This window comes from Anabaena sp. 54, assembly GCF_017355725.1.
Lineage (GTDB): Bacteria > Cyanobacteriota > Cyanobacteriia > Cyanobacteriales > Nostocaceae > Dolichospermum > Dolichospermum heterosporum.
Genome location: NZ_JAAVWA010000012.1, coordinates 78,666 through 105,297, shown reverse-complemented (window position 1 = coordinate 105,297; position 26,632 = coordinate 78,666). Strand labels below are relative to the sequence as shown.

The window sequence follows — 26,632 nt, the reverse complement described above, 5'->3', positions numbered from 1 at the left end:
TGTGTCAAGAAAAAAATAACATTTATTCTATACATTTCAATTCTATGAAAGCAGAAGTGATTGAATTAATAACAACGGTTTTCCATGTTTTACGAGTTAATCTGCGGTGGATGACTTGGAATCTATTTTTGGCTTTCATCCCTTTGGCTTTAAGTGTTTGGCTATTTCGCAAAAAACGCGGAGGTTCATGGATTTGGTGGCTAGGATTTCTGAGTTTCTATGCTTTTTTACCAAATGCGCCTTATTTATTAACTGATGTTATTCATTTAATAGATGATATCCGGCGAGTTCAGTCAGTATGGATGATTACATTAGTGTTAATGCCTGTGTATTTTGTGGTCATTTTTGGCGGATTTGAAGCTTATGTCATATCTTTGATAAATTTAGGTTACTATTTACACCGAACGGGTAAAAGCAAATGGATTTTTTCTGTTGAATTAATGACTCATGCTCTTTCTGCTGTTGGTATTTATTGGGGAAGATTTTTACGGTTTAACAGTTGGGACTTTATTACTCAACCAGATGCAATAATCACGAAAGGTGTAGAGGAAATACTTGGTAAACAGCCGTTGATAATTATTGCGATTACTTTTGTAATTCTTTGGGTTTTGTATTGGTTTATGAAACGAATTACTTTGGGTTTTGTTAACAATGGTGCTACTTCACAACTAAATGATCATCATATTCACAATATTAACTAATGACATAAGTAGGTGAACACAATAAAACCAATCTGTGTAAAGAAAAGTAAAATCGCCCAAACCCTCTTCACTCTTGCCTCTTGCCTTGCCATAACGACGATTTTCAATGCTAACCTACTTACAGCAGAATTCAGGAGTCAGGAGTGAAATTGGTTTGCTGTTCCAATACTTGTCAGTTAAGCTCAAAAAATAGAATTACGTAGGTTGGGTTGAGGAACGAAACCCAACATTTACCAGTATTTGTTGGGTTGCTGTCCGACTTTGGATTTAGATTCTGTAACTTATTAATCTACTGTAAATTGAATATCCCTGATTTCTTAAAGAAGTTGGGGATATCAACAAAAAAATTCCTGTTTAGATTTAAAATAGAAAAGCAAATATAAAAAACTATAAAAAGTGAAATTGGTGAAACAGCGATTAGATACATTATTAGTAGATTTGGGATTATGTCCCTCCCGTCAGCAAGCACAACGGCTAATTCAAGCTGGAGAAGTGACTGTAAATCAACAAATGGTTGATAAAGTCGGCACAGAAGTTGATATTACCGCCCAAATTCAAGTTAAAGAACGTCCTCCTTTTGTGTCTCGTGGTGGGGAAAAACTGGTCAAAGCTTTAGAATGTTTTGGAATTTCTGTAACTGACAGAATTTGTTTAGACGGGGGAATTTCTACAGGTGGATTTACAGATTGTTTATTACAAGCCGGCGCAAAACAAGTTTATGGTGTAGATGTTGGTTATGGACAAGTTGACTGGAAAATCAGAAACAATGAACGAGTAATTTTAAAAGAACGGACGAATTTACGCCAACTACAACCAGCAGAATTATATGCTGAAAATGCCATATTTCCTGATTTGATAGTTGTGGATGTTTCCTTTATTTCTTTAACTAAAATTTTGCCGGCGGTATGGCAATTAACACAAGCCCCCAGAGAGGCTGTATTGCTGGTAAAACCACAATTTGAGGTTGGCAAGTCTCGCATCGGCAAAAAAGGCGTTGTCCGCGATTCTGATGACCAAGCTGAGGCAATTTTTAATGTAATGAAAGGAGCGTTAGAGTTAGGATGGAAATATAAAGGTTTAACTTGGTCGCCAATCACAGGACCTGCGGGAAATATTGAATATCTTTTATGGTTGGGAATGGAAAGGGAAATCATACCCCCAACATTAGCAGCAATTCAAGAAATTACTAAACAAGTCATGCAGGAGTTTGGGAAAAAATGATGAGTAATCAAGGTTTTAGTTGGTGTTTTGGGTTGGCACTTACTTCGCCTCTAATCTTGTCAAATAGCATTATGTGAATTACGCCAATCTTTAAAAATATCTCAAGCTCAATTAGCTGAGAAGTTGCAAATTAAACAACCTGCTATTTCTAGATTAGAAAATCGCACTGATATGTATGTTAGTCATCTGCGAGAAGTTATTGAAGCTATGGGAGGAGAATTGAAAATAACGACAAAATTCCCTGATGTTGAAGTAACAATTACTAATTTTGAAAATTTGGCAATGGATATTGATGAGTAGGAGTTGAAGATAGGGAAAAAATTGAGATTTTTTAATTTTTAGAGTTTTGCTAAAATGTAAATGGCTATAAACCAAGGAAATATTCAGCTATGACACTTGCTAATTTATCAATTCCTCAACAATATACACTTGATATTGAACCAGAAGGACGTTTAACTTTACCCCAAGAAATCCAAGAAATACTTAATTTAGAATCTGGAGACAGATTAATTTTAACTCTTGAAGATAATGGCAAAATCCAATTAGTCAGCCTCAAACAACAAGTTAAAAAATTAAGAGGTTTATTAAAAGATAAATCACCTGATAGAAATTTGGTAAATGAACTTATTACCGAACGCAGACAGGAGTATTTAAGTGAATAAATCTGTGTTAGATGCTTCTGCATTTTTAGCTTATCTTAGAGATGAACCAGGAGCAGAAATTGTAGAAAATGCGTTGATTGATGGGTGCTATATCAGTATTATTAATTGGGTAGAGGTATTGTCAAAAGTTGTTGATTTAGGAGAATCACCAGAGGAAATTATTAAACGATTGAGAGATGAAGGATTATTAGAAAATAGTCTAGAAATTATTGCTTGCAATGAGCAAGATGCTATAACTATAGCTAAATTTCGACCTTTAACCAAAAGTACAGGATTATCATTAGGAGATCGTGCTTGTCTTGCTTTAGGTAAACGCTTGAATTTACCTGTATTAACAGCAGATAAAGTCTGGACTAGTTTATCTCTGGGAATTACAATTAATTTGATTCGTTAAAGTTCAAACTCATTTATACTTTCGGTAAATTTCGCTAACGCTTCTGCTGCTAATGCTTCGAACTTACTATCTGCAATATCACGTTCTATCTGCTCATCCCAAAGTTCATAATCTAGGTTTAAAAACCATTGTCTCAGTTTCTCAAAATCATGAGATGGAAGTGAGAGAATTGCAGTTTCAATTTGTTCAAGCTGTGACATAAATAGTTTTACCTCTTTATTCTTGAGAAAATTATAGCTTTATTTTGTCCTAGAGTTTAATCCTTGATCTCAGTGTATTTATTTTACTATACTATTAATAATTCTATTTGCACATTTATGACAACTACTAAATTTCCTGAGTATCATTGTATGATTATCCCACCCCCCAATTCCCAAAGAGCGATACATTTGCTAAAATTGCAATCATCATAACACCAATTAATCACTATGTACTCCACCAATCCACACCAAGAACTCTTACAAGCGATCTCCAACCTTAGCGATCAACAAATCCCACTTGTCTTGCAATTTATCTCATCCCTAGAAACACCTGTTAACAATTATCCAACTTCAGCTAAAACAGTTTTAGAACGAATGGGTGGTTATCCCAAATTTTTACTAGAAGGATCAGGAGATTTTTCAGATAGAGATGTACGCAAAAAAGCGATCGCTGACAGAATTCAGGCAAAACATCAGACAAGAACTCATGAATAATTATCCCCTGATTTTAATTGATACTGGAATTCTTGTTGCCTTCTATGACCGTAAAGACAAGTATCACCAACAAGTTGTTAACTTTTTTAGCACCTGTACCAGTCAACTCATCACAACAATTGCCTGTGTTACAGAAGTGATGTGGTTACTTGCCCCAAATACAAAAGTGCAGAACGAATTCTTATCTGCCTTATCAATAAGAGTTTTCTTATGCGAACATTTACTACCATCAGACTATCAAAGAATCCAAGAACTTAACACAATTTATCAAGATTTACCCGCAGATTTTACCGATTTATCGCTTATTGCCATTTCCGAAAGATTAAACATTTCTGCTATTGCCACTCTAGATAAAGACTTTAATATTTATCGCCGCTATCGCAAGCAACCATTTAATCGCATATTTTTACCTTAATTAGACGAGCAAAATTAAACTTGTATTGCTTTGAGATAAAGGGCGATAGGGCGATCGCTGACTTGTCAATTCATTTTTTGATTTGTGATAACGGAGTGCGCCATTTCCAATTATTTTACCTCTACTATACCGAAATTATCTCAACCAAAATCTGATTCATAATTTGCTGTTTCAACGAATCCGCCGCAACTGAAGCAATCATTTCCCAATCGTTTTCTGTCAACATTACCCCAAGCAATTCGCGCAACACCTGATGATTAGAAATAAACTCCTCACCAAAAAGTTCATCCCTCTGCAACACAGCTTGAATATGTTCTTTAACAGTAGATGTAGGTAGCCTGAATCTTTCCAGCAACTTCTCTCTGGCGGTAGCAGATGCTATAGAAGTCGCAGTTCCTAAATTCCAATCTTTAAGCAACAAACGCACTTCTCGATTCAAAGAAATCCGCAAAGTTTTTAAACGATAAAACAATTCAGGATTAAGTAATAATTGATCAAAACTAGAACCCCAATCTAAACCAGCACCAATATTACCTCCTACTTCTTCCTCAGCTTGAATGCTTTTTCTCAACCATTCTTTGTTAAGTAATAAATCCATCGGGTTTGCTAATTCTTGGTTAGAGGTGAACGGAATATAATTAGATTCTTGCTGACTCATTACTTACCCTCACTGCTTTTGTTATAAGAACGCCATACACCGTACTCAAAATAAACCAGATCATCGTAATCTTCATCTTGCCCTAAATCTAGCATTCCTTGATTATCATAGAATTTTTCCGTTGCTGGTAAAGAATGCAAGCCTACCCTACCTTCATAACCTAGCTCGAAACTGCGGGTTCGGGCAAATACCAAAAATACACTCCCAACACCTTTGTATCGTGGTGGGCGTTGGACATCCTGGCGATTCCAAGGTGCTGTAGCAATTCCATCAAGATATACTAAGCGTTTACCCTCTGTGATGCGTGATCCGTGCATCTGAGTTTCCATCAGCATCAATCCTTGGGTTTCACCTTCGCACTCAATGGCATAACCTTCACGGTTTGAACTGCTGGCAATAAATCTCAGTTTAAACTCCCAGTCCCAAAATTTATCAGCTTGTACGTATAAATTTAGTCGGCTTTTCCACAGCGATAGATAATCATCAACGTGCTTTTGTGCCAGTTCCACTAAATACGCATTTACAAGAGTGCTATCCTCACCACGAATTAGCTGAACTTGCAGTTGCACTCGTTACTCCTTGTTGGTGAAAATGACTGTGGTAACAAACTAAAATAGTATCATTAATATAGGACTCCGGTTTGATTCCTGATAGGATAGCGTGGCGTTAGCCATATTTTCCTGCGTAGGAAGGCAAGAGGATTTGAGAATATGAAGGTGTACCGAGTTTTGTATGGCTACGCCACGCAAGCTATCAAAAATTAAATAGGAGTCCTATCTTTAAATAAGAGAAGTTCATCTTATTTCTTTAAAATGAGAATTGCTGCTGATCTAAATCAAAGATCGTAAATCAAACACTCCAAAGCATCTGGATACATTTCACAGTAGGTTTCTAGGGCTGTTTTGCGGTGTTTTGCTTGCTTTTGATGGGCTTTTTCTGCTTGCAATTCTTCGACAATATCCCATGCTACTGCACAATTAGCAGAATTATTACCATTTTCTGTACAGGTTATCCGCGCTTCTGTAATAGCTTCGAGAATTGCTGCTTCAATGGGTTTTTTCCCATTAATAACTTCGTTTAGGGATACCATGATCATGTTACCTTTGTTGAGGAAAATAAAGGTTAATTAGGAATTTTAAGGATTGCTAATGAAGAGAATTACTCATAGTTGGTAAACTCTTTTTCAGAGTAACAATTCAAATAATTATTTTTAGTTAATTTATATACTTTTTGATTCTATGATGAGATAACCATGACTTAAACATTCCGTAATAGGGATTTATTAATGCTAAAGTAGTAGATAATCTAAATATTTTAGTTATAATTTAAACAGAGTATCTGTAACTTATAATTATGCGTGAATTAGCACTTCAATCTCAATCTTTACGTGAAGCCTGGGAACAAGGGTTACAAGAAGGTTTAACTCAAGTTGCACTCAATATGCTACAAGAAGGTATTGATTTATCTCTAGTAGCTAAACTAACTAATCTACCACTTGAAAAGATTCAAAATTTGCAAGTTAGTAATGTAGATGATTTGGAAATTTTAGTAAAAGATTTTCTTGAGTTAAGTGAATCATCACTCAATAAAGTTTGGCTTGAACCAGAAGAAGACGAAGCTTGGAAGGATTTATAGAATTTATGCTTATGGAAAAATTTGCTAAAGGTGACGTTATCTCTGTACCTTTTCCATTTTCTGACGCATCTGCTACTAAAAGAAGACCTGCCTTGATTATAGCAGAATCAGATAGTAATAATATTATTCTCTGTCCTATTACCAGTAAACCAGGTAGAGAATATGAAATTAAGTTAGAAGACCAGGATTTTATGTTTGGTAAACTTAATTTAAGTCCCTGTTATATTCGTCCTAACATCATTGCAACAGTTGACAAAAGTAATGTTATTAGGAATATCGGAAAATTAAGGGATGAAAAAATAAATCAAGTTATTGCTACCATTATTGAAATTTTACAAAAGCCTTGTGAACCTACACTTCCAGCATCAAAAGCATGGAAAAGAGGTAAAAATCCCAAATCATAAAGTTTGTGATGGTTACTTAGAGGTTGTTTGAAAAGTATCAGATGAAACCCATAATCTCCAAAAACCTAACCCCCCTGCCCCCCTTCCCTACCAGGGAATGGGGTTTTCAAAGCCTCTCCCCGCGTCGGGGAGAGGTTTGGAGAGGGGTCAATTTATACATTCAAAACTTTTCAAACACCCTCTTAGATTCAATCTCTCAAAATTCGCCGAAATTACCGCCTAATTCTTGCTGTAAGCGATACAAAATAGTATTTTTATCAACTTGTGACAAAATTTCCTGAATGACGGTATTAGCGCCCAATTGTCCCCAAGTACAGCCTTTTTCTAGATATAACTGGGCGGCTTTACCGACTGTATAAGCACCATAACCGGCAATTCCACCTTGGGCTAATGCACTCCCGAAAAAAGTAGTAATATTAAAGGGATTATCACCACTAGCTATGGCTGCGGCACTTTTACCTAAACCTAATATAAAACTGCTGCCAATTTCACTTAATAATAAACCACCAGAACTAAATAAAATTGTTTTTAATAATTCACTAGCTTCATAGCCAGTCATGGGTAAACCATACAATTTAGCTAATGCCCGAATTAAGGCTAAATCGGTAATTAAACCACCTATTATATCTAAGAAAGCAATAGGATTTAAGCCAATGGCTAGGGCTTTATATTGGCTAAACTTCCAAATTATATCTTCTGCTTCTTTTTCGCGGATATGAACGGTTTTTTGGGCGATATTTTCTTCGGATTCTCTAGCTTGAATGAGTGCATTTAAAGCTAAAAGAGATCGTCCTTCTCGATTTAATATATTTAAGATTGTTTGCTTTAATTCATCTACTTGCGGTGGCGGTGTTTCCCATTCAGAGGTGATGCTTCCATCTGCATATTCTACTCTCACTTCCATTGGTGCAGGTTCAGCCGATATCATGACAATTTCATCGGGTAACAATGGCTGATTTTGGGTATTTCCTGCCCCTAATTGTTGAAGATTTTTATAAATTGCATTTTTATCTGTATCGGGATATAAATCAATTTTATTAAATACCAAAATTAAAGGTTTTTGTGCTTGACGTAATTCTAATAATCCCTGGTATTCAGTTCTCGTAATATCCCCAGAAACCACAAACAAGATTAAATCAGCTTGACGCGCTACGTCTCGTGCCATTTGCGCCCGTGAATCTCCGGCAATTTCATCTAAACCGGGAGTATCAATTAATTCAACTAATACCTTATCTCCGGGTTTCCAAGGTACAGAACGTGGTGATTGAGTGACACCATTTAGGGGTCCGGTTTGCAGAATTTTTTCTCCCAATAAAGAATTTAATACTGCTGATTTTCCCCGACTGACTAAACCAAAAGCGGCAATTCTGATAACATTGGCATCTAATTTATTGAGTGTGGCATTTAAGGTTTCTATTTCTGGTTTTAGCAAACTTGCTAATTCTGGATTTGCGGCTAGTTGTCCCGATTTACGGAGATATCCATACCAAGATAATGCTTGTCTGAGACTAGCACGGGCGCGATTTAAATGTGTTTCTTGTAGGTTACGAGTCATAGGATTTTTGATTGTGGATTTTCAGATCCCCGACTTCTTAAAGAAGTCGGGGATCTAATTAATGCCGATAATTTGCGGTTCGGGTATTGGTTGTCCGTCTTCTAAATAAGATGAAATCAACATTTCTAAAACTTCTTGGGCATTTTTTAAAGCCTCTTCATAAGTGTCTCCATGAGTACAAGGCTGCATAATATCTGTAAAATCTGGTAATGAGACCACATAACATTTATCTTCATTTGACCATTGAATAATAATTGTATATTTCATTCCTCTGATTCCTCCTTTTCTTCTGTTTCTATTTTATTTAATTCGGCTATTGCTTCATTAACTTGCTTCTCTAAATATTGTTTAGCATCACTACCATCTTTACCAGCAATGATAATAGATTTAGATAATTTTGGATGTATCCATTTACTATGACTTCCCTTTGCCGGTTTATATGTAAAACCGGATTGCAGTAATAAATTTTTCAGTTCTCTAATTTTCTTCGGCATATCTAATATAACGTTATTGTCCCAAATATGCTTCTAAAACTTTGGTATTATTTTGAATGCTTGAAAATTATCAATTACACCTTGTCTCAGGACTTATAGCGGTATGCACTTGAGTGAGATAAGTAGGTTGGCGTTGAAAATTGTCGTTATGGCAAGGCAAAAGGCAATACTTCGACTTCGCTCAGTAACCAGAGGCAAGAGGCAAGAGTGAAGAGGGTTTGGGCGATTTTACGTTTCTTTACACAGTTTGGTTTTATTGTGTTCACCTACTTAGAGTCAGCCAATCGCAAAATCTGTAGGGGCGCAGGGTCTGCGCCCTCGATTATATTGCATCCTAGCGATAACCGCTATAGTCTGATTGCAAATTGTGAATAAGTTCACCATCAAAATTACTCTTGCCTAATTCTTACAATTAAGCTGCTGTTAATGACTTGCCGACAATTTGCGGTTCGGGTATTGGTTGTCCGTCTTCTAAATAAGATGAAATCAGCATTTCTAAAACTTCTTGGGCATTTTTTAAAGCCTCTTCATAAGTGTCTCCATGAGTATGACAAAATTCTCCCCATTCAGGAAGACTTACCACAAAGCATTTATCTTCTTCTGACCATTGAATAATGATTGTGTAATGATTATTCATTTTGTGCTTCCTCTTGAGCTTTTTTTATTTCTTCTATTCTTTTGATGGCGTTACTAACATCTTTCTCTTGGTATTCTTTTGCATCTTTTCCGTCTTTACCTGATATAGTAACTCGTCCAGATAATAAAGGATGATACCAGTTAGTATGACTACCTTTTCCAGTCCGACAAGTAAAACCTGATTGCAGTAATAAATTTTTCAGTTCTCTAATTTTTTTGGGCATATCTAATATAATATCATTGTCCCAAATATGCTTCTAAAACTTTGGTATTATTTTGGATTTCTGTAGGGCTACCAACGGCTAGATTTTGTCCTTCAGCTAATACCCAAACTCGATCACATAAGGACATAATTACGTCCATGTTATGTTCAATAATCAAAAATGTCATGCCGTCGTGACGATTCCACGCTAGAATGCGATCGCATATGTCATCAATTAATCTGGGATTTACGCCAGCAGCAGGTTCATCTAGCAATATTAACTTAGGATTAGTCATCAATGCCCGACCGATTTCTAAAAGTTTCCGCTGTCCCCCAGATAAACCACCGGCATAATCAGCGGCTTTTTTTTCTAAGCCTACAGATTCTAACAAAAACATTGCTCGTTCTTTTAATTGCTTTTCTTCCTTAGCAATAATGTGGGGTTGAAATTGCACTTGCCAAAAATTCTCCCCGGTTTGTTTTTGCGCTCCCAAAAGCATATTTTCTAATACTGATAACTTCGATAAAACCCGTGCAACTTGAAAGGTTCTCACTAATCCCTGTTGGGCAATTTGGTATGGTTGTAATTGATGAATGGGTTCACCATCAAAAATCACTCTACCCTTATCAGGACGAATAAAATTAGAGAGTAAATTAAATAAAGTAGTTTTCCCAGCCCCATTTGGACCAATTAACCCAGTAATGCTACCTTTGATAACTTCGATATTTGCTTCCTGAACTGCTTTAATTCCGCCAAAATTTTTACAAAGTCCAGTTGCAGCTAAAAGAGGTAGTTGGGGTGATGCGATATTATTTACCATTATAATTTTCTTCTCAACTTCATTTTTAGGTTTTTTGTTGGTTTTTAATGATTGTTATCAAATAAAAATTGTCGGAGTTCATCAAATTTCATCCCTGTAAAACCTCAGCCACAGTTAACTTTACATCACTAAATAGAGGCGAACAAATTATATCATCTTCCCTATAAACCTGCTCCTCATAAAAACCCTCCACCCATTCTAAAACCGTCACTTTTTGCCCAATTGGATCAACAATCCAATACTCAGTAATTCCCCGCGCCGCATACTCAGAACGCTTATAACGATAATCACGATTTTCCTGATTTGGACTCACTACCTCAACCACCAACAGAGGCGGCGGCATATCCATTAAAATTAGGGAGCGTGTAGCCCCCTGCATTACCTGAGCTAATTCTTCAGAAAACACCACCAAATCAGGAACACGCACTCCCACCTGCCGACTATTCACAGCAATTTCTGTTTTCATTCTTAACCGATAATATGGAATACCTAATTTCAGAAAATAGGCCACTAAAAACATCGCTATCCGACAATTTAGCTCACTTTCAGAAGGCATAGGAATTAATTCTCCGTTCTCAAATTCATATAAATTATCTGTCCCATCGTCATAATTAAGAAATTCCTCAAAAGTCATCTTGTTAGCAGTTGCAACTATCATGGCTATTCCTCCCATAAACGGCTTGTATCAACTATTTTAACATCACAAATTTCTAATTATTTACCAAGAGTCAGTTCCTCCTTTTTCCCTAAAATACCTTGAGGTCGCCAAATCATCAACACCATTAAAAGTAAGCCAATAAACATGATCCGAAATGCACCAATCCGTTCTACATCTAAAGGGACAATTTTGGGTAAAAATTCCCTAGTGAGGGCATCATAGGTAAAGAAAATGACTGCACCTAAAATAGTTCCCAGATTGTTGCCAGAACCACCTAAAATTACCATAATCCAGGCATCAAAGGTAAGTTGGGGTTGGAAGTTATCGGGGTAAATTGCGCCTAGTTGCCAGGCAAAAAATGCTCCAGCAATCCCCGCAATTGCCCCACCTAACATTAATGATTGTAGTTTATAGGAGAAAACGTTTTTGCCTAAGGCTTTGGGAATTTCTTCATCTTCACGAATAGATTTTAGCACTCTTCCCCAAGGCGATCGCACTAAAATTTCCAACCGCCAAAAAACAAAAGCTAAAATTAATAATATGAACAACATTAACCCGGCTTTGGGATTATAATTATACAGTCCAATAACACCAGAAATATAAATTGCAGCAGTTAATAACCCTAAAGCAATTCCGACTATTAACCGAGAGGTAAATTCTTGTTGAATACTACTATTTCTAACTATATTATTACTTGCAGAAATTTGAGCAGTTCGCACCCAACGCCATAGAGAAAATAATGTGATTCCTGCTAATAAAGTTAATACTCCAATCATTACCAACCGGAAAAATAAATTGGGAGTTGTTGATAAAGGGATAACATAACTTTGCACACCGAAAGATCCCGATATCCACGTATTACCTACAGGTAAATCTTGGTTATTGACTATTAATCGAATTAATTCACCTGTACCAATGGTGACAATTGAAAGATAATCTTCGCGTAACCGCAAAGTTGCAAAGCCAATTACTAAACCAAGCATTGCGGCAACAACTGCTCCGATTCCCGCCGATAGCAGCAATGGTACGCCCTTGAGACTTAATAAAACCGTCGTATACGCACCCAAAGTCATGAAAGCAATATGACCAAAGTTAATTAAACCGGTAAAACCCCATTGGAGATTGAGTCCTAGTCCGAACAGGGCGAAGGTGGCGGTAGAAATGGCGAGAAAAATCAGATATTCGATCATAATTTAGCTAGTTGTCATTGGTCATGTTTGAGTTGTCAGTTATCAGCCGTTAATGTAACGCAATGTAAACTGAAACCCCTCTATATCCGTTATTCTATTAAAAACTGTATAAGACAAAGCAGGGATCGCCAAAAGCATACATTAAACTTGTGTTTGACCAACACTTTATTTGAGATTTCCCTATGGATTCTAGGGTACTTTGGCAACGATACCAGGACTGGTTGTATTTTCATCCAGGATTAGGACTATATCTAGATATTAGTCGAATGCGGTTTGATGATGGGTTTGTGGCATCATTGCAGCCTAAGTTTGACAAAGCGTTTGCGGATATGGTGGAATTAGAAAAAGGGGCGATCGCCAATCCCGACGAAAACCGCATGGTAGGACATTACTGGTTGCGGAATCCAGATTTAGCCCCCACCCCCGAACTCACCCAAGAAATAGTTCAAACCTTAGAACAAATCGAAGCTTTTGCCGACCAGGTACACACCGGGGCAATTCATCCCCCCAAGGAATGCCGCTTTACAGATATCATTTCCATTGGTATTGGTGGTTCAGCCTTGGGTCCCCAATTTGTCGCCCAAGCCCTATCTCCCGACCTACCACCCCTACAAATTCACTTTATAGACAATTCCGACCCCACCGGAATTGATCGGGTTCTTGCCCAACTTGGCGATAAACTAGCCACCACTTTGGTATTAGTCATTTCCAAATCTGGAGGCACACCCGAACCTCGCAACGGCATGATTGAGGTTAAACAAGCCTACACAGCCAAAAAATTAGACTTTGCTAAATATGCAGTCGCTATTACCGGACAAGATAGCAACCTGGATCAAGTCGCCAAAGCTGAAAATTGGTTAGCCCGGTTTTCCATGTACGATTGGGTAGGTGGACGTACCTCAGAAATGTCCGCTGTAGGGCTAGTACCTGCGGCATTACAGGGCATTGATATCCGTGCCATGCTGGATGGTGCAAAAGAAATGGATGATGCCACCCGCGTCCCCAATCTCAAAAACAACCCAGCCGCTTTATTAGCCCTTGCTTGGTATTTCTCAGGAAATGGCAAAGGTGAAAAAGATATGGTAGTCCTCCCTTACAAAGACAGCCTGTTGCTATTTAGTCGCTATTTGCAACAACTGATCATGGAATCTTTGGGTAAAGAAAAAGATTTAGATGGGAAAACTGTATTTCAAGGGATTGCAGTTTATGGTAACAAAGGTTCAACCGATCAACACGCTTATGTGCAACAATTGCGCGAAGGTGTCCCCAACTTCTTTGCAACCTTGATTGAAGTTTTGGAAGATCGTCAAGGAAAATCCGTAGAAGTTGATCCTGGTGTGACTACTGGTGATTATCTCTGTGGTTTCTTGTTGGGAACTCGTCAAGCATTGTATGAGAATCACCGCGATTCGATTACAGTCAGCATTCCTCAAGTTAATGCTCGCACAGTTGGCGCGTTAATTGCATTGTATGAACGGGCTGTAGGTTTATATGCCAGTTTAGTAAATGTCAATGCTTATCATCAACCAGGTGTGGAAGCTGGTAAAAAAGCCGCTGCTGTGATTCTGGATTTACAAAAACGAGTTTTAGAAGTGTTGCAAACCCAGAAAAAAGCACTTTCTATTTCTGAACTTGCAGATATGTCCGGCGCTGCTGAAGAAGTGGAAGCAATTTACAAAATTCTCCGTCATTTACACACTAATAATCGGGGTGTGGTGTTAACTGGTGATTTAGCTAAACCTGGAAGTTTAACTGTTTCTCTCGGTTAAAAATTTAGATCCCCGACTTCTTTAAGAAGTCGGGGATCTTGTTTTGTGGCTATAAATTATCAAAAATATTAAAAGTATCATTAGATAGAGATAAAAAAATAACATATTAGGTAAATATGATAGATACGCTAATAACTTATTTAAGCAAGAAAAAAGAATTTTTAATAAATTCAGTAAATTCAGGAGATTAAATTATGTCCAATATTGTAAAAATATCCAAAGAAGATATTATTTATCACCTCAAAATATCTTGTCAAATTCCTAGTTTATTAGAAGCGATCGCCACCAGAACAATTATTACAGAAACTGCCCAAAAAGAAGGCATTACCATCGAAATAGCAGAATTACAACAAACCGCAGATAGTTTACGATTAGTTAACAACCTGATTAAAGCAGAAGACACCTGGGAATGGTTACAAAAACATCATCTTACCTTAGATAACTTTGAAGAAATCGCCAACATTAATCTCCTATCGGCAAAATTAGCTCATCATTTATTTGCCGAGAAAGTTGAACCATTCTTTTATGCTCACCAACTTGATTATAGCGGAGTAGTCACCTATGAAGTCATATTAGATGATGAAGATCTAGCTTTAGAAATATTTTATGCCCTCCAAGAAGGAGAAATTAGTTTTCAAGAAGTGGCTCGTCAATATATCGAAAATCCCGAAATTCGTCGCGCTGGAGGATATCAAGGTATCCGCAAACGCAGTGATTTTCGACCAGAAATTGCTGCCGCAGTTTTTGCAGCTAATCCCCCAGAAATTATTAAACCAGTCGTTACACCCAAAGGAGTCCATATCATTATAGTTGAAGAAATCATTGCCCCCGAATTGAATGAACAAATGCGCGTAGCTATTCTCGGAGATTTATTTACTAATTGGTTAAAAGAGCAAATTAATAAATTAGAAATTGTCGCCACATTAGGAGATCAAATAAATTCTCCTCCTTCCCCAATAGAAATATTTAGTGAAGCTAGTTAAAATTTTAGATCCCCGACTTCTCTAAGAAGTCGGGGATCTTGGATCTTAGTAATTCAAGGGAGTATAAATATCTTCTGAGTGGGCATTAAGATAAGGATATTCTAGCTTAATTTTGTGTAATGCAAATTGTTCAAAAATAGCTTTCATACGACTTTCAGGATGATTATTCCCCCCTTGCCAAGCAGCAATTAAACCATTAGCAATCATTTGACAACGATTAGTACCAAAACTTTCCTTTTCACCAAATTTATCTTCTGGTTCTTCAGCACAACTTAATCCCGGTGCCAGTGGCTTAGTAAACAAAGGTACTTCTTGAGAAAAACTGTCTCGATTTTCTAAATATATCTTTTGCAGTATAGGATGAATAGTTTTATAGTGATGCTTACTGAAATAAAGCACTGCTGAATCATAACGTTTATATTCATCAGGATTATATAGAGCTTTAAAAGAGAACGCAACTTGCATATTATTGAACTCTCTAGTCACATTATCCATCACTGATGCTGCTCCTTCTGGTGATACATTAAAGTAGATTCTGACAATATCTTGATTGTCTTGAGTTCCTAGATTAGACACTGCCATATAAAATCCATTTTGAACTAGATTTTTAGGCATTTTGATGGACACTAAGTTACCAAGAGTAGCATATTTATCAATCTGTGATAAATATAAATCACGCTCAATATGCAAAGTCAAACCATTTTTATGAACCGCCAAAGATCCATCAGTTTCTTCATTAACTACCAGCCAATTTTTACTCCAATAGCCTGTGCCTTTATTACTTGTATGTAGTCGTTCATAGAAAGCTAAATCTATGCCAAATAAGCTATTATTACTTAAATTATTATCCTGGGAATCGGCATTGCTAGAGTCATGCCAAGAACCATTATAATAAGCACTGTAGAGAAAATTACGTAATTGGATACTTAAATGTTTATTTTGAATATCCAATGGTAAATTTTGAAAGCGAGAAATAACTGATTCTGGTAATGCTAATAAGTTATATTCTGGGTGCTTAATAGCATAAAATGATTCAATTTCCAGATAATTAGCAATATTTTGCAGAGATGTTTGTAATTCCTGTGGTAGTTGAAAAAGTTGACTATCTAGAGAATCTAATACTTGCATATAGGGTTTCCTTATTTAAGCAAGAGATAAATTTTTAGAGATTATTTCTGAAAATTCCATTCCTAAAATTGTGGAAATAGATGCTTGGGGACGACATAATAAACTCTTAGCAACTTGAAGAATACAGATACCTGAATTACCGAAAGTTTTCTCATATTGCAGTTTAGCTTGAATAGCTCTAATTAAGGCTAAACCGCTAAACTGCATCACTAATGGCAAGAAGTTTGGACGAACTTCTAAAATTTCTGGAAAGTTAGCTAAATAACCAGTAACTAATGCTGATAAAGAAGGTTGAATCATTGATAACGGAATAGCCGCTAAACGCAAACATTCTTCAATAGGTATAGTTTTACTAGCGATTATGCTATATAACCAAATTTGCAGATAACTGGCGATTATTGTTCCTAAATCATTAGCAGGATCTCCCCAATCACCTCTTTCCCAATCAATCAGTCTGAGAATATTTTTATTTCCAGGTAATTTCTCTTCAATTTCTGTTTCCCAATTCAAAGATAAAAGAATATTATTGAGTTTAAGATCATTATGAGTTAGACAACAAGGCATAAAAGCCTGATTTAATTCTGCAATTGCTTTTCCTAAATTATCGTAACGTTGATAGAGAGCAAAAAATTTCAATCCATCAGCAGGAAGATTACCGAATATTTGTGGTGTAATTCTATCTAATCCTTTGCTCAAATTTGCACCCTCTAGAGAATTTTTAAAGAACTTTTGATAATTTTTATTTTCTATCGTTGAACGATGAACTTTTGCCAGCATCGTACCAAGTAACTGAGCAATTTCAGGAGAAAATACCTGATCTTTGGCATAAAATTCTGCCAAATCTTGATATTCATTTAGATAGTTAAACACCATAATGGAGTTTTCTAAATCAAAATGAATTGCTTCTGATAAATATGAACGTAAGTGATTTATTTCTGGGAATTTTTGACAAAAATCATGAATTCTCCATTCTTCTTTAAATTCACCTAAAGTCTTACCATCTCGATCATGACGCTCTTGCTTAACTAAGATTTGACGTTCCTGTGGTAAACTGACTAATAAATTAAAGTTTTTAGCTGGTTTTAACTCAATTTTGCTTAATGATTCATCTTGTGGGGGACAAATTCCCCGATTAACCAAGTAGTCAAAAACGTTGGTAGAACTTATGAGAAGTGGCATAGCTTTACATGAAAGATTAGTTAACAATGGGTTGGCGAATTAACAAAATATAGGCTGATTGCATAGAAGATGAGGTTTAATAATTGCTATTAAATGAACTTCCTAAATAGGAAATAGAATCTATAGCATAGGCTAATAAAATGAACTCCATAGACTTAATTCCGAACTTGACTAATTCATGAAAATTACCCCTATTTCCCCCAACTATAGAAACAGATTCTATACTACTAATTTCATGAATTAATAATTTTTCTTGGGTTGTGTTTAAATCGGAAATTGTAATTCTTGCCATTTGCTTAATACCCACTAATTATAAAATTGTCATAGCCGTAAAGTGTAAGCAAACACCAGATATTAATTGATTATTTAATCTGGTTTCGTCAGTTATCTAAGATCCTTATCCCCTGTTATTTAATGGAAATTAGGATGATAAAATCTTAAATTAACCAGATTTTTATGGGATGAATAAGTAATTTCATATTGCTTATTCATCTCAGGTATTTTAATGACTATAGTGATTGCTGTGGCTAAATGATTTAGCCAGAGATACAACGTTATCAATAGCAAAGCCTAACAAAATAAACTCCTGACCTTTAATACTGTAGTATACTAAATCATGAATTCCAGAACCGCTACCACCTTGAATAGAAATGGTATCTACATCATTCATTTCGTTTAAAAAGCTTTCGGAATCTTGGAACAATTCAGAACCGTTACCTTGTAATTGAGAAAGTTTGATACTAGCCATGATTTCTTTCCTCCTAGATTAATCATCAGTCAATTGATGCTTTGCGAAAAGCAGTTAAGCTTGTTTTTTTATCGGTAATCCTAATTCCCCTGAAAAAATAGAGGAATTAGGGCGATAAATCCTTAACTTAGCCAGATTTTTATGGGATGAATAAGTAATATAAAATTGCTTATTCATCTCAGGTATTTTAATGACTATAGTGATTGCTGTGGCTAAATGATTTAGCCAGAGATACAACGTTATCAATAGCAAAGCCTAACAAAATAAACTCCTGACCTTTAATACTGTAGTATACTAAATCATGAATTCCAGAACCGCTACCACCTTGAATAGAAATGGTATCTACATCATTCATTTCGTTTAAAAAGCTTTCGGAATCTTGGAACAATTCAGAACCGTTACCTTGTAATTGAGAAAGTTTGATACTAGCCATGATTTCTTTCCTCCTAGATTAATCATCAGTCAATTGATGCTTTGCGAAAAGCAGTTAAGCTTGTTTTTTTATCGGTAATCCTAATTCCCCTGAAAAAATAGAGGAATTAGGGCGATAAATCCTTAACTTAACCAGATTTTTATGGGATGAATAAGTAATATAAAATTACTTATTCATCTCAGGTATTTTAATGACTATAGTTAGTGATTGCTGTAGCTAAATGATTTAGCTAGAGATACAACGTTATCAATAGCAAAGCCTAACAAAACAAACTCCTTACCTTTAATACTGTAGTGTACTAAATCATGGATTCCAGAACCGCTACCACCTTGAATAGAAATGGTATCTACATCATTCATTTCGTTTAAAAAGCTTTCGGAATCTTGGAACAATTCAGAACCGTTACCTTGTAATTGAGAAAGTTTGATACTAGCCATGATTTCTTTCCTCCTAGATTAATCATCAGTCAATTGATGCTTTGCGAAAAGCAGTTAAGCTTGTTTTTTTATCGGTAATCCTAATTCCCCTGAAAAAATAGAGGAATTAGGGCGATAAATCCTTAACTTAACCAGATTTTTATGGGATGAATAAGTAATATAAAATTACTTATTCATCTCAGGTATTTTAATGACTATAGTTAGTGATTGCTGTAGCTAAATGATTTAGCTAGAGATACAACGTTATCAATAGCAAAGCCTAACAAAACAAACTCCTTACCTTTAATACTGTAGTGTACTAAATCATGGATTCCAGAACCGCTACCACCTTGAATAGAAATGGTATCTACATCATTCATTTCGTTTAAAAAGCTTTCGGAATCTTGGAACAATTCAGAACCGTTACCTTGTAATTGAGAAAGTTTGATACTAGCCATGATTTCTTTCCTCCTAGATTAATCATCAGTCAATTGATGCTTTGCGAAAAGCAGTTAAGCTTGTTTTTTTATCGGTAATCCTAATTCCCCTGAAAAAATAGAGGAATTAGGGCGATAAATCCTTAACTTAACCAGATTTTTATGGGATGAATAAGTAATATAAAATTACTTATTCATCTCAGGTATTTTAATGACTATAGTTAGTGATTGCTGTAGCTAAATGATTTAGCTAGAGATACAACGTTATCAATAGCAAAGCCTAACAAAACAAACTCCTTACCTTTAATACTGTAGTGTACTAAATCATGGATTCCAGAACCGCTACCACCTTGAATAGAAATGGTATCTACATCATTCATTTCGTTTAAAAAGCTTTCGGAATCTTGGAACAATTCAGAACCGTTACCTTGTAATTGAGAAAGTTTGATACTAGCCATGATTTCTTTCCTCCTAGATTAATCATCAATCAATTGATGCTTTGCGAAAAGCAGTTAAGCTGGGTTTGTGCCTTCTCTTAACTGCTGATTTAATTTTTATTCATAAAATTAGTGAAAATCAAGGCTTAAACCTAGTTAAAAAAGACATAATTAAATGAGTTGAGTCTGTTTATTAATAAAATAAGTAGTCGGACAAAATTAAATTCACTCGTTGAGAGAGGGAACAGGGAACAGGGAACAGAAAAATCAATTGTGTAATTAATTCTGTCCCATTACTTATTAGGTATAGATTCAAAGACAAAAGTATCTTCTCTTTTCCTGAAGATGGTATTTTTAATTTAAATCATAGAAAAAATCGTGTGTTAGCTGTTCATAAGCATGAAAACACACGATTTTTAGGAAAATGTTCAATTATTGCTATGTTTCTTAAGTATCGAATCGTTGTCTGAGATCATCCATCATTGTATTGAGTTCTGTCCTCCAGTCTTGAAGTTGAGTATCTATGTTAAGAGGTAATGGGGTTTCTGTAGACCGATAATTTCCGCGTCGGCTTCTGTAACCACCTATAATATTCGTCAATTCCTCAATGCTGAGATCATTGAAAATCTGTTCCCTACCCAGAGGATATATATCAGAGACGGTTATCGGCATAATTGGTTCTCCTTTCCCAATCTAAGCTGGGATAAAATAAAGCTATAAATTTAACATTCCCTCTCTTGTATTTTCGTTTTTTATAGGCTAAATTCAAGTTCTTATATCTGATTTAATGGACAGAATTACCAACTTTTTGTCTATCAAAACAAAAAAGCAAAAGAAGTTTCATAACAGTAACTTCTCTTGCCTTAGATGAATTAAAAACTATCAACCTCTATCAAAAGGTGGAAGTTTCTTTATGTTCCCTCCCCAAAGCATCGGGGAGGGTTAGGGTGGGGTAATTTGAGAAATAATGGTGATTCGATAACTTGTGTGTACACCGTAGCTCCCAAAAGGAGAGGGAAGCAGAAAAACTTTTTTTAGCTGGAAGGGTGGTTTCAAAGCATCTCCCCGCACCTCTCCCTAACCCTCTCCTAAAAGGAGAGGGAAAAGGAATAACATTTAATACTGGAGAGGTTTACCAGAGGGGTTTGTTTATACATTAAAAACTTTTCAAACATCCTCTTACTCTTGCCTATTGCCTATTGCCTTGCTATAACGACAATTTTCAACGCCAACCTGCTTAGTAATTAACCAACAAATGCTAAACGGGGTGCGATCGCAGCAGGACGTTCTACACCTTTAAGGTAAGCAAGAACGGTATCAGCATCAGATACTTCAAAGGGGTCATCACCAGCGTTGTCTTGAAAACCAGGTTCAATGAACATTTTTTCAATTTCGCAGTTATTAACAACCATTGCATAACGCCAAGAACGCATACCAAAACCGATGTTAGATTTATCAACTAACATTCCCATTTTGCGGCTAAATTCTCCGCTACCATCTGGTAACAAGAAAACATTTTTAGCGCCTTGTTGTTTACCCCATTGGAACATTACAAATGCGTCATTAACTGACAAACAAATGATTTGATCAACACCTTGCGCTTTGAATTCCTCAAATAGTTCTTCATAGCGAGGTAAATGTGTAGAAGAACAGGTAGGAGTGAAAGCACCGGGGAGAGCGAATAATACTACTTTCTTACCGGCAAAAATTTCTTGTGTGGTTAAATCTTTCCAAGTGTAAGGATTGGGTCCACCTATAGATTCATCCCGTACACGAGTCTTGAATACTACATTTGGAACGTGAGTAATAACAGTCATAAATACCTCTTTCTTAGATGGAAGATTTTAACTCGTGCTGCTGCTTTTGCTTAGTGCATCAGTAGCTTATCTCGTAAATCAGAATAATTCTGATTTAGGAATTAGTCAATAGTTATAAATACTTATTTTACAATGTATTTTTTAAAAAAGTTTAGTTCTTAAAAAGGAAAAGTTATAATAGGGGCTTATATCTTTATATAACTAAGTAAATCCTATGCAGCCAAAAGCTAATGATATTATCAAAACCCTGAAAAATAGAGGGTTGCGAGTCACCCCCCAAAGATTTGGCGTTTATGCCAACCTATTAGCCAGAGAAGATCACCCGACAGTTGATCAAATTCTGAGGGACTTGAATCAAGAAGCACCCACTTCCTCTCAAGCTACCGTATATGCGGCACTCCAGGCACTGCGAGAGGCGGGTTTGGTGCGAGAAGTGCTATTAGAGGAAGGTGTATCTCGTTATGATGCTAACGTTGCCCCCCACCATCATTTCCGCTGTAACTGCTGTGGCGCGATTGAAGATATCAACTGGAATACTTTCCCGAATATTGATGTTAGTCAACTGCGACAGGGGTTAAAAGTAGAACGGTATGAAGTGACAGTTGAGGGAATGTGCGATGCTTGCGGCACTCATGTTTGATATAATAATTAACTAGAATTGAATAGGAGCAAACAATGTACGACAGCGATAAACGTAAATTATTATCAGCATTGTGTCATGGAGCAATTTTTTTTAGCACCACCATTGTCTCCATTGGTTTACCTATAGCCATACTATTTGTATCAGATGATCCTGTTGTTAAAGACAATGCCAAGGAATCTATCAATTTCCATTTTAACGTTTGGTTATATGGAGCAATTCTGGGGGCATTGTTTTTTCTGATTGGTTGGTTGATTGTACCATTATTCATCTTGTTTCCACTCGCAGGTTTAGGTTATATCCTCCACTGGGGATTGACAATTTGGGCGCTAATTGGTGTTTTTAGCAATCCTGATCAACCTTGTCGTTATCCGTTTATTTTTCGAGTTCTTTAGATCAAATCAGGGAAAATATGGTAATTTAATTAATCATAGACTTTTGATTAAACAACTTACCAAAATTAATTGCATGATTTTTTAAGATTGTTTTTTGCAAATTTGTTATAAGCAAATGTCTATCAAGTTGTAAAATATAAAATTGCCCCACAGCTTCATCAACAGCAGGGCAAAAGACAGTTAAAGCACTGCTTGTAGTTTGTCTGAATAGAGCCAGCTACAAACTTGCTTTTGTGACGCTTTATTCTGTGTCCATCTTATTGTTTTTTGTTACATTCAGTGAAAAAACAGTTTGCCTACGGCACACTATTCGCGTTTAGAAAGGAATTTAAACTCCTTTTTATTTACGAATACAATCCTTCATTCCGTGAAATCATTAAATCCGTCAAATCAGTGATAAAAATTTATGTTTCCTATACATCGTCTTCGTCGTCTGCGTAGCCATACCCAATTACGCCGTATGGTACGTGAAACCGTTTTAACTACTAACGATTTGATTTATCCATTATTTGCAGTACCTGGAGAAGGTATTGCCAAGGAAGTCAAATCTATGCCCGGTGTTTATCAACTTTCAGTAGATAAGATTGTTGAAGAAGCTAAAGAGGTTTATGACTTAGGAATTCCCGCAATTATCTTATTTGGAATTCCGGCAGATAAAGACATAGATGCTACCGGGGCGTGGCATGATTGTGGCATTGTTCAAAAGGCAGCAACCGCAGTTAAAAATGCCCTTCCTGATTTAATTGTCATGACTGATACTTGTTTATGTGAATATACAAGTCATGGACATTGTGGTTATTTACAAGTTGGTGATTTAACAGGTAGAGTATTAAATGACCCAACTTTAGAATTATTAAAGAAAACCGCAGTTTCTCAAGCTCAAGCAGGTGCAGATATTATCGCACCTTCGGGGATGATGGATGGTTTTGTTCAAGCAATTCGCGCAGGTTTGGATGAGGCGGGATTTGAAGATATCCCCATTATGTCTTATGCTGCTAAATATGCTTCGGCTTATTATGGACCATTTAGAGATGCAGCGGACTCAACACCACAATTTGGCGATAGACGCACTTACCAAATGGACCCCGGTAACGCCCGCGAAGCCCTGAAAGAAATTGAGTTAGATATTGCTGAAGGTGCTGATATGCTGATGGTAAAACCAGCTTTGGCATATATGGATATTATCTGGCGCGTTAAGGAAGCTACAAATTTACCTGTGGCAGCTTACAATGTCTCTGGTGAGTATGCAATGGTGAAGGCTGCGGCTTTAAATGGTTGGATTGATGAGCAGCGTGTGGTTATGGAAACTTTGACTGGCTTTAAACGGGCTGGTGCTGATTTGATTTTGACTTACCACGCTAAGGATGCGGCTCGGTGGTTGTAGTAAGATAATGTCTCACGCAAAGGCGCAAAGGCGCAAAGATGATTTTGAGTGGCTTTGTGTTTGGGCGTGAGATTTTTGGTATTTTGGATGTGATATTACTACGGTACGAATTATATTTCGCGCAAAGGCGCAAAGACGCAAAGTTTAAGATTTTGATAGCTTGCGTGGCCATGCTATTAATAAAAGCATCACCGACTGTAACGGGTGTTAAGGTAAAAATTATGATTAAGACCTCAGATAAAGCGCCAAGCTACATTAAATTATTACAAACTTTCCCTCCTAGACCTATCAAATCTGATGAGGAACTGCTTGCTACTCAAAATGTAATTGATTCTCTGTTAGACAATACTCCATTAACACCAGATGAGCAAGACTATCTTGATTTACTCGGTACTTTAGTGTACGAATACGAGCAAACAAAAGGACCTGTTCCTGATATTTATGGAATAGAATTGCTCAAAGCTCTTATGGAAGAATATGGCTTTCATCAAAAAGATTTGATTCCTGTATTTAAGACAGAATCTATGGTGTTAGATATCCTAACAGAAAAAAGCCAACTCACTGTCAGTCACATCCAAGAGTTAGCAGAGTTTTTTCATCTTTCACCTGCTGTTTTTCTACCGTTAGGAATGTGAATTAAATAAGGTGCAAAAGTAGGGTGTGTTAGCGACAGCGTAACGCACCATTCCAGGTTACATCAGAATTGCAGGTTATTAAATTTGCGTTCCTTACCTACGCAAAATCCATAAAATTAAACTGTGTTAATAATTACATTTATTTTGTAAATTCTGCCGTGTATAACAGCTTGTTCACATTGAGACTGGTAATGGGTAATTGTCTCCTTTTTGCTTCTTTGACAAAAGTAATATAAAATGCCCTGTGTTACCAGTACGGTTCACTAGCATTAGAAATTTTTGATCTAGAGAACATTAGTCCATTGGCCAGGTGCGAGATAAAATATATGAATCCCATTAATTTAAGTTGGAGTAAGCTGGTTGTTGCAACCGTTTCTGTTGTCGCATTATCGCCAATATTTTCTGCATTAGCAGTATCAAGACTTTCTTCCCCAGTTGCATCAAAATTAGGGAATTCTCCACAAACGCAACTTTTAGTGGGACAATCTGAGGGTGAAGCAATTGATATTCCCGTTAATACGAGTTTTTCACCAGAGAAGAAATCAGCATTCACGCTTTATATATGGCAACCTGGTGGAACAATCAAAGAAGTAATTGCCCGTGTTTCTATTAAGAGTAAATATGGCAATAAATATCGGCAAGAAAGGTTTTTAGGTGATTATAAATATAAGATTAAGCAAAAGGCTAAGTTTGTTAAAGGGTTTAAATTAGGCGATCGCATTGTAATCCGCTTGTATGATACCAGTAATCGCTTTATTGGTTACAGTGAATTTGTTTGTTTGCCGGAAAATACTGCGGTTAACCTGATTTTATCTGCTAATCCCACAGAAAACAAAGTAGTCCGCACCTTTTATGGTTTTGATGCCAATAATGATAGCATTGTTGATAATACCAATGCCTATGACTACTTCACGGAAGTTAATAACCAAAAAGTTACTTTCCTGAATAGTTCGGAAAAGATCAATATTGTCCAATATCAAGCCGCAGGATTTGCTAAAGTTGCCACCACTGGCGTTTATCCTACCTCCTTTAGCGAAGGTGATTTTGCTGTAGCAGGTAAATCTGTCAATGCCTTTGATTCTAACTTAGCAAAAGCCTTAACTGCTAATCCTAGTAGTTTGGTAAAGTTGACTCCAATTCAGGACAACTCCAGTTTTGAACTGGGCAAATTATTAAGTGAATATCGGACAATAGGTGTAGGTAAGGGTATTCAAGTCTCATTTTCTGATATCTCTAAAAACTATTGGGCTAAAGAATATATTTCTGAATTGGCTGCAATGGAAGTAATTGGCGGATTTCCTGATGATTCTTTTCGTCCAAATGCACCAGTAACTCGTGCCGAATTAGCAGCATTATTGCAAAAAGTTTTTATTAAAAGTAAAGTTCGAGAAGCAATTAATTTTAAAGATGTTCCTAAGCGATATTGGGCTTATGATGCCATTCGAGAAGCTTATGAAATGGGCTTTTTTACTATTCTCAACAGCAAAAACTTTAACCCCACACAAAAGCTGAATCGCCTAGATGTTTTAATAACTTTAGCCAAAGGATTGAATTATAAATTTACTGGTTCAACAGAAAATATTCTTTCAGTTTATAGTGATGCTTCTAGTATTAGAAACGAACATCGGAATTTTATCGCCGCTTTAACAGAAAATAATGTAATTACTAATTATCCCAATAAGAAATTGCTAAATTCTAAAAAAGTTGCCACTAGAGCCGATGTTTGTGCTTTACTTTATCGGGCAATGGTGAGCGCTGGAGAAGTACCAGATTTACCTGGAAAATAAAGCAATATGATTTAGGGTGGGATTTCCCCGCCCCTACTAAGTAATTGGACAAAAATATTTACAGTCATTGCGAGCGAAGGGAAGCAATCACAACCCTTGGAAT

38 protein-coding genes are annotated in these 26,632 nt (G+C 36.3%); 16 read left to right on the top strand and 22 right to left on the bottom strand.

Translation table 11 applies throughout. The features are described from left to right. The first annotated feature begins 44 nt into the window (after window positions 1–44). The 5 genes from HEQ36_RS13545 (at window position 45) to HEQ36_RS13525 (ending at window position 2,978) form a co-directional block, all read left to right on the top strand. Window positions 45–701, top strand: a complete 657-nt coding sequence (locus HEQ36_RS13545) for a DUF1361 domain-containing protein (protein ID WP_168635914.1) — start codon at window positions 45–47, stop codon at window positions 699–701. Window positions 702–1,103: 402 nt separating this feature from the next. Further along, window positions 1,104–1,922, top strand: coding sequence for a TlyA family RNA methyltransferase (locus tag HEQ36_RS13540; RefSeq protein ID WP_168636186.1), 819 nt, complete (start codon window positions 1,104–1,106; stop codon window positions 1,920–1,922). A 63-nt stretch (window positions 1,923–1,985) separates the two neighbouring features. Next, entirely contained in the window at window positions 1,986–2,222 is a 237-nt protein-coding gene (locus tag HEQ36_RS13535) for an XRE family transcriptional regulator (RefSeq protein WP_053540967.1), read from the top strand. An 89-nt stretch (window positions 2,223–2,311) separates the two neighbouring features. Continuing rightward, window positions 2,312–2,584, top strand: coding sequence for an AbrB/MazE/SpoVT family DNA-binding domain-containing protein (locus HEQ36_RS13530; protein WP_027402966.1), 273 nt, complete (start codon window positions 2,312–2,314; stop codon window positions 2,582–2,584). Next, complete coding sequence (locus tag HEQ36_RS13525) at window positions 2,577–2,978, top strand: PIN domain-containing protein (protein WP_053540966.1); 402 nt, start codon at window positions 2,577–2,579, stop codon at window positions 2,976–2,978. Before HEQ36_RS13530 ends, HEQ36_RS13525 begins: the two co-directional genes overlap by 8 nt. On the opposite strand, the gene HEQ36_RS13520 is transcribed toward HEQ36_RS13525, so the two are convergent. Next, window positions 2,975–3,178: a hypothetical protein gene (locus HEQ36_RS13520; protein WP_053540965.1), complete on the bottom strand. Its 204-nt coding sequence runs from the start codon at window positions 3,176–3,178 to the stop codon at window positions 2,975–2,977. The genes HEQ36_RS13525 and HEQ36_RS13520 overlap by 4 nt on opposite strands. 228 nt (window positions 3,179–3,406) lie before the next feature. Here HEQ36_RS13520 and HEQ36_RS13515 point away from each other — a divergent pair, with 228 nt between their 5' ends. After that, entirely contained in the window at window positions 3,407–3,673 is a 267-nt protein-coding gene (locus HEQ36_RS13515; RefSeq protein WP_205748504.1) for a hypothetical protein, read from the top strand. Next, window positions 3,666–4,088 (top strand): PIN domain-containing protein, encoded by a 423-nt coding sequence (locus HEQ36_RS13510; RefSeq protein WP_053540963.1) that lies wholly within the window; start codon window positions 3,666–3,668, stop codon window positions 4,086–4,088. Before HEQ36_RS13515 ends, HEQ36_RS13510 begins: the two co-directional genes overlap by 8 nt. A gap of 124 nt (window positions 4,089–4,212) precedes the next feature. On the opposite strand, the gene HEQ36_RS13505 is transcribed toward HEQ36_RS13510, so the two are convergent. The 3 genes from HEQ36_RS13505 to HEQ36_RS13495 all read right to left on the bottom strand — a co-directional run bounded on the left by HEQ36_RS13505 (window position 4,213) and on the right by HEQ36_RS13495 (window position 5,842). Continuing rightward, a complete protein-coding gene (locus HEQ36_RS13505) occupies window positions 4,213–4,746 on the bottom strand; it encodes a hypothetical protein (protein ID WP_168635913.1) in 534 nt (177 codons plus the stop codon). Next, window positions 4,746–5,315: a GNAT family N-acetyltransferase gene (locus tag HEQ36_RS13500; RefSeq protein WP_168635912.1), complete on the bottom strand. Its 570-nt coding sequence runs from the start codon at window positions 5,313–5,315 to the stop codon at window positions 4,746–4,748. The genes HEQ36_RS13505 and HEQ36_RS13500 overlap by 1 nt, the downstream gene beginning before the upstream one ends. 266 nt (window positions 5,316–5,581) lie before the next feature. Further along, complete coding sequence (locus HEQ36_RS13495) at window positions 5,582–5,842, bottom strand: Calvin cycle protein CP12 (protein WP_168635911.1); 261 nt, start codon at window positions 5,840–5,842, stop codon at window positions 5,582–5,584. Between the two features lie 257 nt (window positions 5,843–6,099). Here HEQ36_RS13495 and HEQ36_RS13490 point away from each other — a divergent pair, with 257 nt between their 5' ends. Next, the gene (locus tag HEQ36_RS13490; RefSeq protein ID WP_027402973.1) at window positions 6,100–6,381 is read left to right on the top strand and encodes a hypothetical protein; all 282 of its coding nucleotides are present in this window, start codon (window positions 6,100–6,102) and stop codon (window positions 6,379–6,381) included. An 11-nt stretch (window positions 6,382–6,392) separates the two neighbouring features. Further along, entirely contained in the window at window positions 6,393–6,785 is a 393-nt protein-coding gene (locus tag HEQ36_RS13485) for a type II toxin-antitoxin system PemK/MazF family toxin (protein ID WP_233455459.1), read from the top strand. Between the two features lie 196 nt (window positions 6,786–6,981). Here the strand turns inward: HEQ36_RS13485 and HEQ36_RS13480 are convergent, their stop codons facing one another. The 8 genes from HEQ36_RS13480 to HEQ36_RS13445 all read right to left on the bottom strand — a co-directional run bounded on the left by HEQ36_RS13480 (window position 6,982) and on the right by HEQ36_RS13445 (window position 12,341). Beyond that, complete coding sequence (locus tag HEQ36_RS13480) at window positions 6,982–8,340, bottom strand: GTP-binding protein (protein WP_168635910.1); 1,359 nt, start codon at window positions 8,338–8,340, stop codon at window positions 6,982–6,984. 54 nt (window positions 8,341–8,394) lie between these two features. Next, window positions 8,395–8,607, bottom strand: coding sequence for a type II toxin-antitoxin system HicB family antitoxin (locus HEQ36_RS13475; protein WP_168635909.1), 213 nt, complete (start codon window positions 8,605–8,607; stop codon window positions 8,395–8,397). Next, a complete protein-coding gene (locus HEQ36_RS13470; protein WP_168635908.1) occupies window positions 8,604–8,834 on the bottom strand; it encodes a type II toxin-antitoxin system HicA family toxin in 231 nt (76 codons plus the stop codon). The genes HEQ36_RS13475 and HEQ36_RS13470 overlap by 4 nt, the downstream gene beginning before the upstream one ends. 412 nt (window positions 8,835–9,246) lie before the next feature. After that, the gene (locus HEQ36_RS13465) at window positions 9,247–9,471 is read right to left on the bottom strand and encodes a type II toxin-antitoxin system HicB family antitoxin (RefSeq protein WP_168503418.1); all 225 of its coding nucleotides are present in this window, start codon (window positions 9,469–9,471) and stop codon (window positions 9,247–9,249) included. Then, window positions 9,464–9,694: a type II toxin-antitoxin system HicA family toxin gene (locus HEQ36_RS13460; protein ID WP_148763401.1), complete on the bottom strand. Its 231-nt coding sequence runs from the start codon at window positions 9,692–9,694 to the stop codon at window positions 9,464–9,466. Before HEQ36_RS13460 ends, HEQ36_RS13465 begins: the two co-directional genes overlap by 8 nt. Before the next feature lie 13 nt (window positions 9,695–9,707). Next, window positions 9,708–10,493 (bottom strand): ABC transporter ATP-binding protein, encoded by a 786-nt coding sequence (locus HEQ36_RS13455; RefSeq protein ID WP_148763403.1) that lies wholly within the window; start codon window positions 10,491–10,493, stop codon window positions 9,708–9,710. A gap of 88 nt (window positions 10,494–10,581) precedes the next feature. Beyond that, window positions 10,582–11,151: a Uma2 family endonuclease gene (locus HEQ36_RS13450; RefSeq protein WP_168635907.1), complete on the bottom strand. Its 570-nt coding sequence runs from the start codon at window positions 11,149–11,151 to the stop codon at window positions 10,582–10,584. Between the two features lie 56 nt (window positions 11,152–11,207). Continuing rightward, a complete protein-coding gene (locus HEQ36_RS13445) occupies window positions 11,208–12,341 on the bottom strand; it encodes a branched-chain amino acid ABC transporter permease (protein ID WP_168635906.1) in 1,134 nt (377 codons plus the stop codon). Between the two features lie 182 nt (window positions 12,342–12,523). On the opposite strand from HEQ36_RS13445, the gene HEQ36_RS13440 reads away from it, so the two are divergent. Together HEQ36_RS13440 and HEQ36_RS13435 are read left to right on the top strand one after the other, a co-directional pair. After that, the gene (locus tag HEQ36_RS13440) at window positions 12,524–14,110 is read left to right on the top strand and encodes a glucose-6-phosphate isomerase (protein ID WP_168635905.1); all 1,587 of its coding nucleotides are present in this window, start codon (window positions 12,524–12,526) and stop codon (window positions 14,108–14,110) included. Window positions 14,111–14,304: 194 nt separating this feature from the next. Beyond that, window positions 14,305–15,093, top strand: coding sequence for a peptidylprolyl isomerase (locus HEQ36_RS13435; RefSeq protein ID WP_053540955.1), 789 nt, complete (start codon window positions 14,305–14,307; stop codon window positions 15,091–15,093). A 45-nt stretch (window positions 15,094–15,138) separates the two neighbouring features. Here HEQ36_RS13435 and HEQ36_RS13430 read toward each other — a convergent pair whose 3' ends face one another. From HEQ36_RS13430 to HEQ36_RS13385, 10 genes are all read right to left on the bottom strand, one after another. Beyond that, a complete protein-coding gene (locus HEQ36_RS13430; protein ID WP_053540954.1) occupies window positions 15,139–16,221 on the bottom strand; it encodes a T3SS effector HopA1 family protein in 1,083 nt (360 codons plus the stop codon). A 15-nt stretch (window positions 16,222–16,236) separates the two neighbouring features. Beyond that, window positions 16,237–17,400 (bottom strand): aminoglycoside phosphotransferase family protein, encoded by a 1,164-nt coding sequence (locus HEQ36_RS13425; RefSeq protein ID WP_053540953.1) that lies wholly within the window; start codon window positions 17,398–17,400, stop codon window positions 16,237–16,239. 76 nt (window positions 17,401–17,476) lie between these two features. After that, entirely contained in the window at window positions 17,477–17,692 is a 216-nt protein-coding gene (locus HEQ36_RS13420) for a hypothetical protein (RefSeq protein WP_053540952.1), read from the bottom strand. 210 nt (window positions 17,693–17,902) lie between these two features. Next, complete coding sequence (locus HEQ36_RS13415) at window positions 17,903–18,148, bottom strand: hypothetical protein (protein WP_053540951.1); 246 nt, start codon at window positions 18,146–18,148, stop codon at window positions 17,903–17,905. A 187-nt stretch (window positions 18,149–18,335) separates the two neighbouring features. Beyond that, the gene (locus HEQ36_RS13410; RefSeq protein WP_053540951.1) at window positions 18,336–18,581 is read right to left on the bottom strand and encodes a hypothetical protein; all 246 of its coding nucleotides are present in this window, start codon (window positions 18,579–18,581) and stop codon (window positions 18,336–18,338) included. 200 nt (window positions 18,582–18,781) lie between these two features. Next, the gene (locus HEQ36_RS13405; RefSeq protein WP_290707889.1) at window positions 18,782–19,018 is read right to left on the bottom strand and encodes a hypothetical protein; all 237 of its coding nucleotides are present in this window, start codon (window positions 19,016–19,018) and stop codon (window positions 18,782–18,784) included. 200 nt (window positions 19,019–19,218) lie between these two features. Then, on the bottom strand, window positions 19,219–19,455 hold the full coding sequence (locus HEQ36_RS13400) for a hypothetical protein (RefSeq protein WP_290707889.1): 237 nt from the start codon (window positions 19,453–19,455) through the stop codon (window positions 19,219–19,221). Between the two features lie 200 nt (window positions 19,456–19,655). Continuing rightward, entirely contained in the window at window positions 19,656–19,892 is a 237-nt protein-coding gene (locus HEQ36_RS13395; protein WP_290707889.1) for a hypothetical protein, read from the bottom strand. Window positions 19,893–20,318: 426 nt separating this feature from the next. Beyond that, window positions 20,319–20,543: a hypothetical protein gene (locus tag HEQ36_RS13390; protein ID WP_053540948.1), complete on the bottom strand. Its 225-nt coding sequence runs from the start codon at window positions 20,541–20,543 to the stop codon at window positions 20,319–20,321. A gap of 572 nt (window positions 20,544–21,115) precedes the next feature. Next, window positions 21,116–21,688 (bottom strand): peroxiredoxin, encoded by a 573-nt coding sequence (locus tag HEQ36_RS13385; RefSeq protein ID WP_053540947.1) that lies wholly within the window; start codon window positions 21,686–21,688, stop codon window positions 21,116–21,118. Window positions 21,689–21,902: 214 nt separating this feature from the next. On the opposite strand from HEQ36_RS13385, the gene HEQ36_RS13380 reads away from it, so the two are divergent. The 5 genes from HEQ36_RS13380 to HEQ36_RS13360 all read left to right on the top strand — a co-directional run bounded on the left by HEQ36_RS13380 (window position 21,903) and on the right by HEQ36_RS13360 (window position 26,529). Beyond that, complete coding sequence (locus HEQ36_RS13380; RefSeq protein ID WP_027402988.1) at window positions 21,903–22,328, top strand: Fur family transcriptional regulator; 426 nt, start codon at window positions 21,903–21,905, stop codon at window positions 22,326–22,328. 35 nt (window positions 22,329–22,363) lie between these two features. After that, window positions 22,364–22,723 carry a DUF4870 domain-containing protein gene (locus tag HEQ36_RS13375; RefSeq protein ID WP_053540946.1) on the top strand — a complete coding sequence of 120 codons (360 nt, stop codon included), beginning with the start codon at window positions 22,364–22,366 and terminating at the stop codon, window positions 22,721–22,723. A 406-nt stretch (window positions 22,724–23,129) separates the two neighbouring features. Beyond that, on the top strand, window positions 23,130–24,107 hold the full coding sequence (hemB, locus tag HEQ36_RS13370; RefSeq protein ID WP_168635903.1) for a porphobilinogen synthase: 978 nt from the start codon (window positions 23,130–23,132) through the stop codon (window positions 24,105–24,107). A 38-nt stretch (window positions 24,108–24,145) separates the two neighbouring features. Then, on the top strand, window positions 24,146–24,742 hold the full coding sequence (locus HEQ36_RS13365) for a hypothetical protein (protein WP_325064601.1): 597 nt from the start codon (window positions 24,146–24,148) through the stop codon (window positions 24,740–24,742). A gap of 326 nt (window positions 24,743–25,068) precedes the next feature. Then, the gene (locus HEQ36_RS13360; protein WP_168635902.1) at window positions 25,069–26,529 is read left to right on the top strand and encodes an S-layer homology domain-containing protein; all 1,461 of its coding nucleotides are present in this window, start codon (window positions 25,069–25,071) and stop codon (window positions 26,527–26,529) included. Window positions 26,530–26,632: the final 103 nt, after the last annotated feature.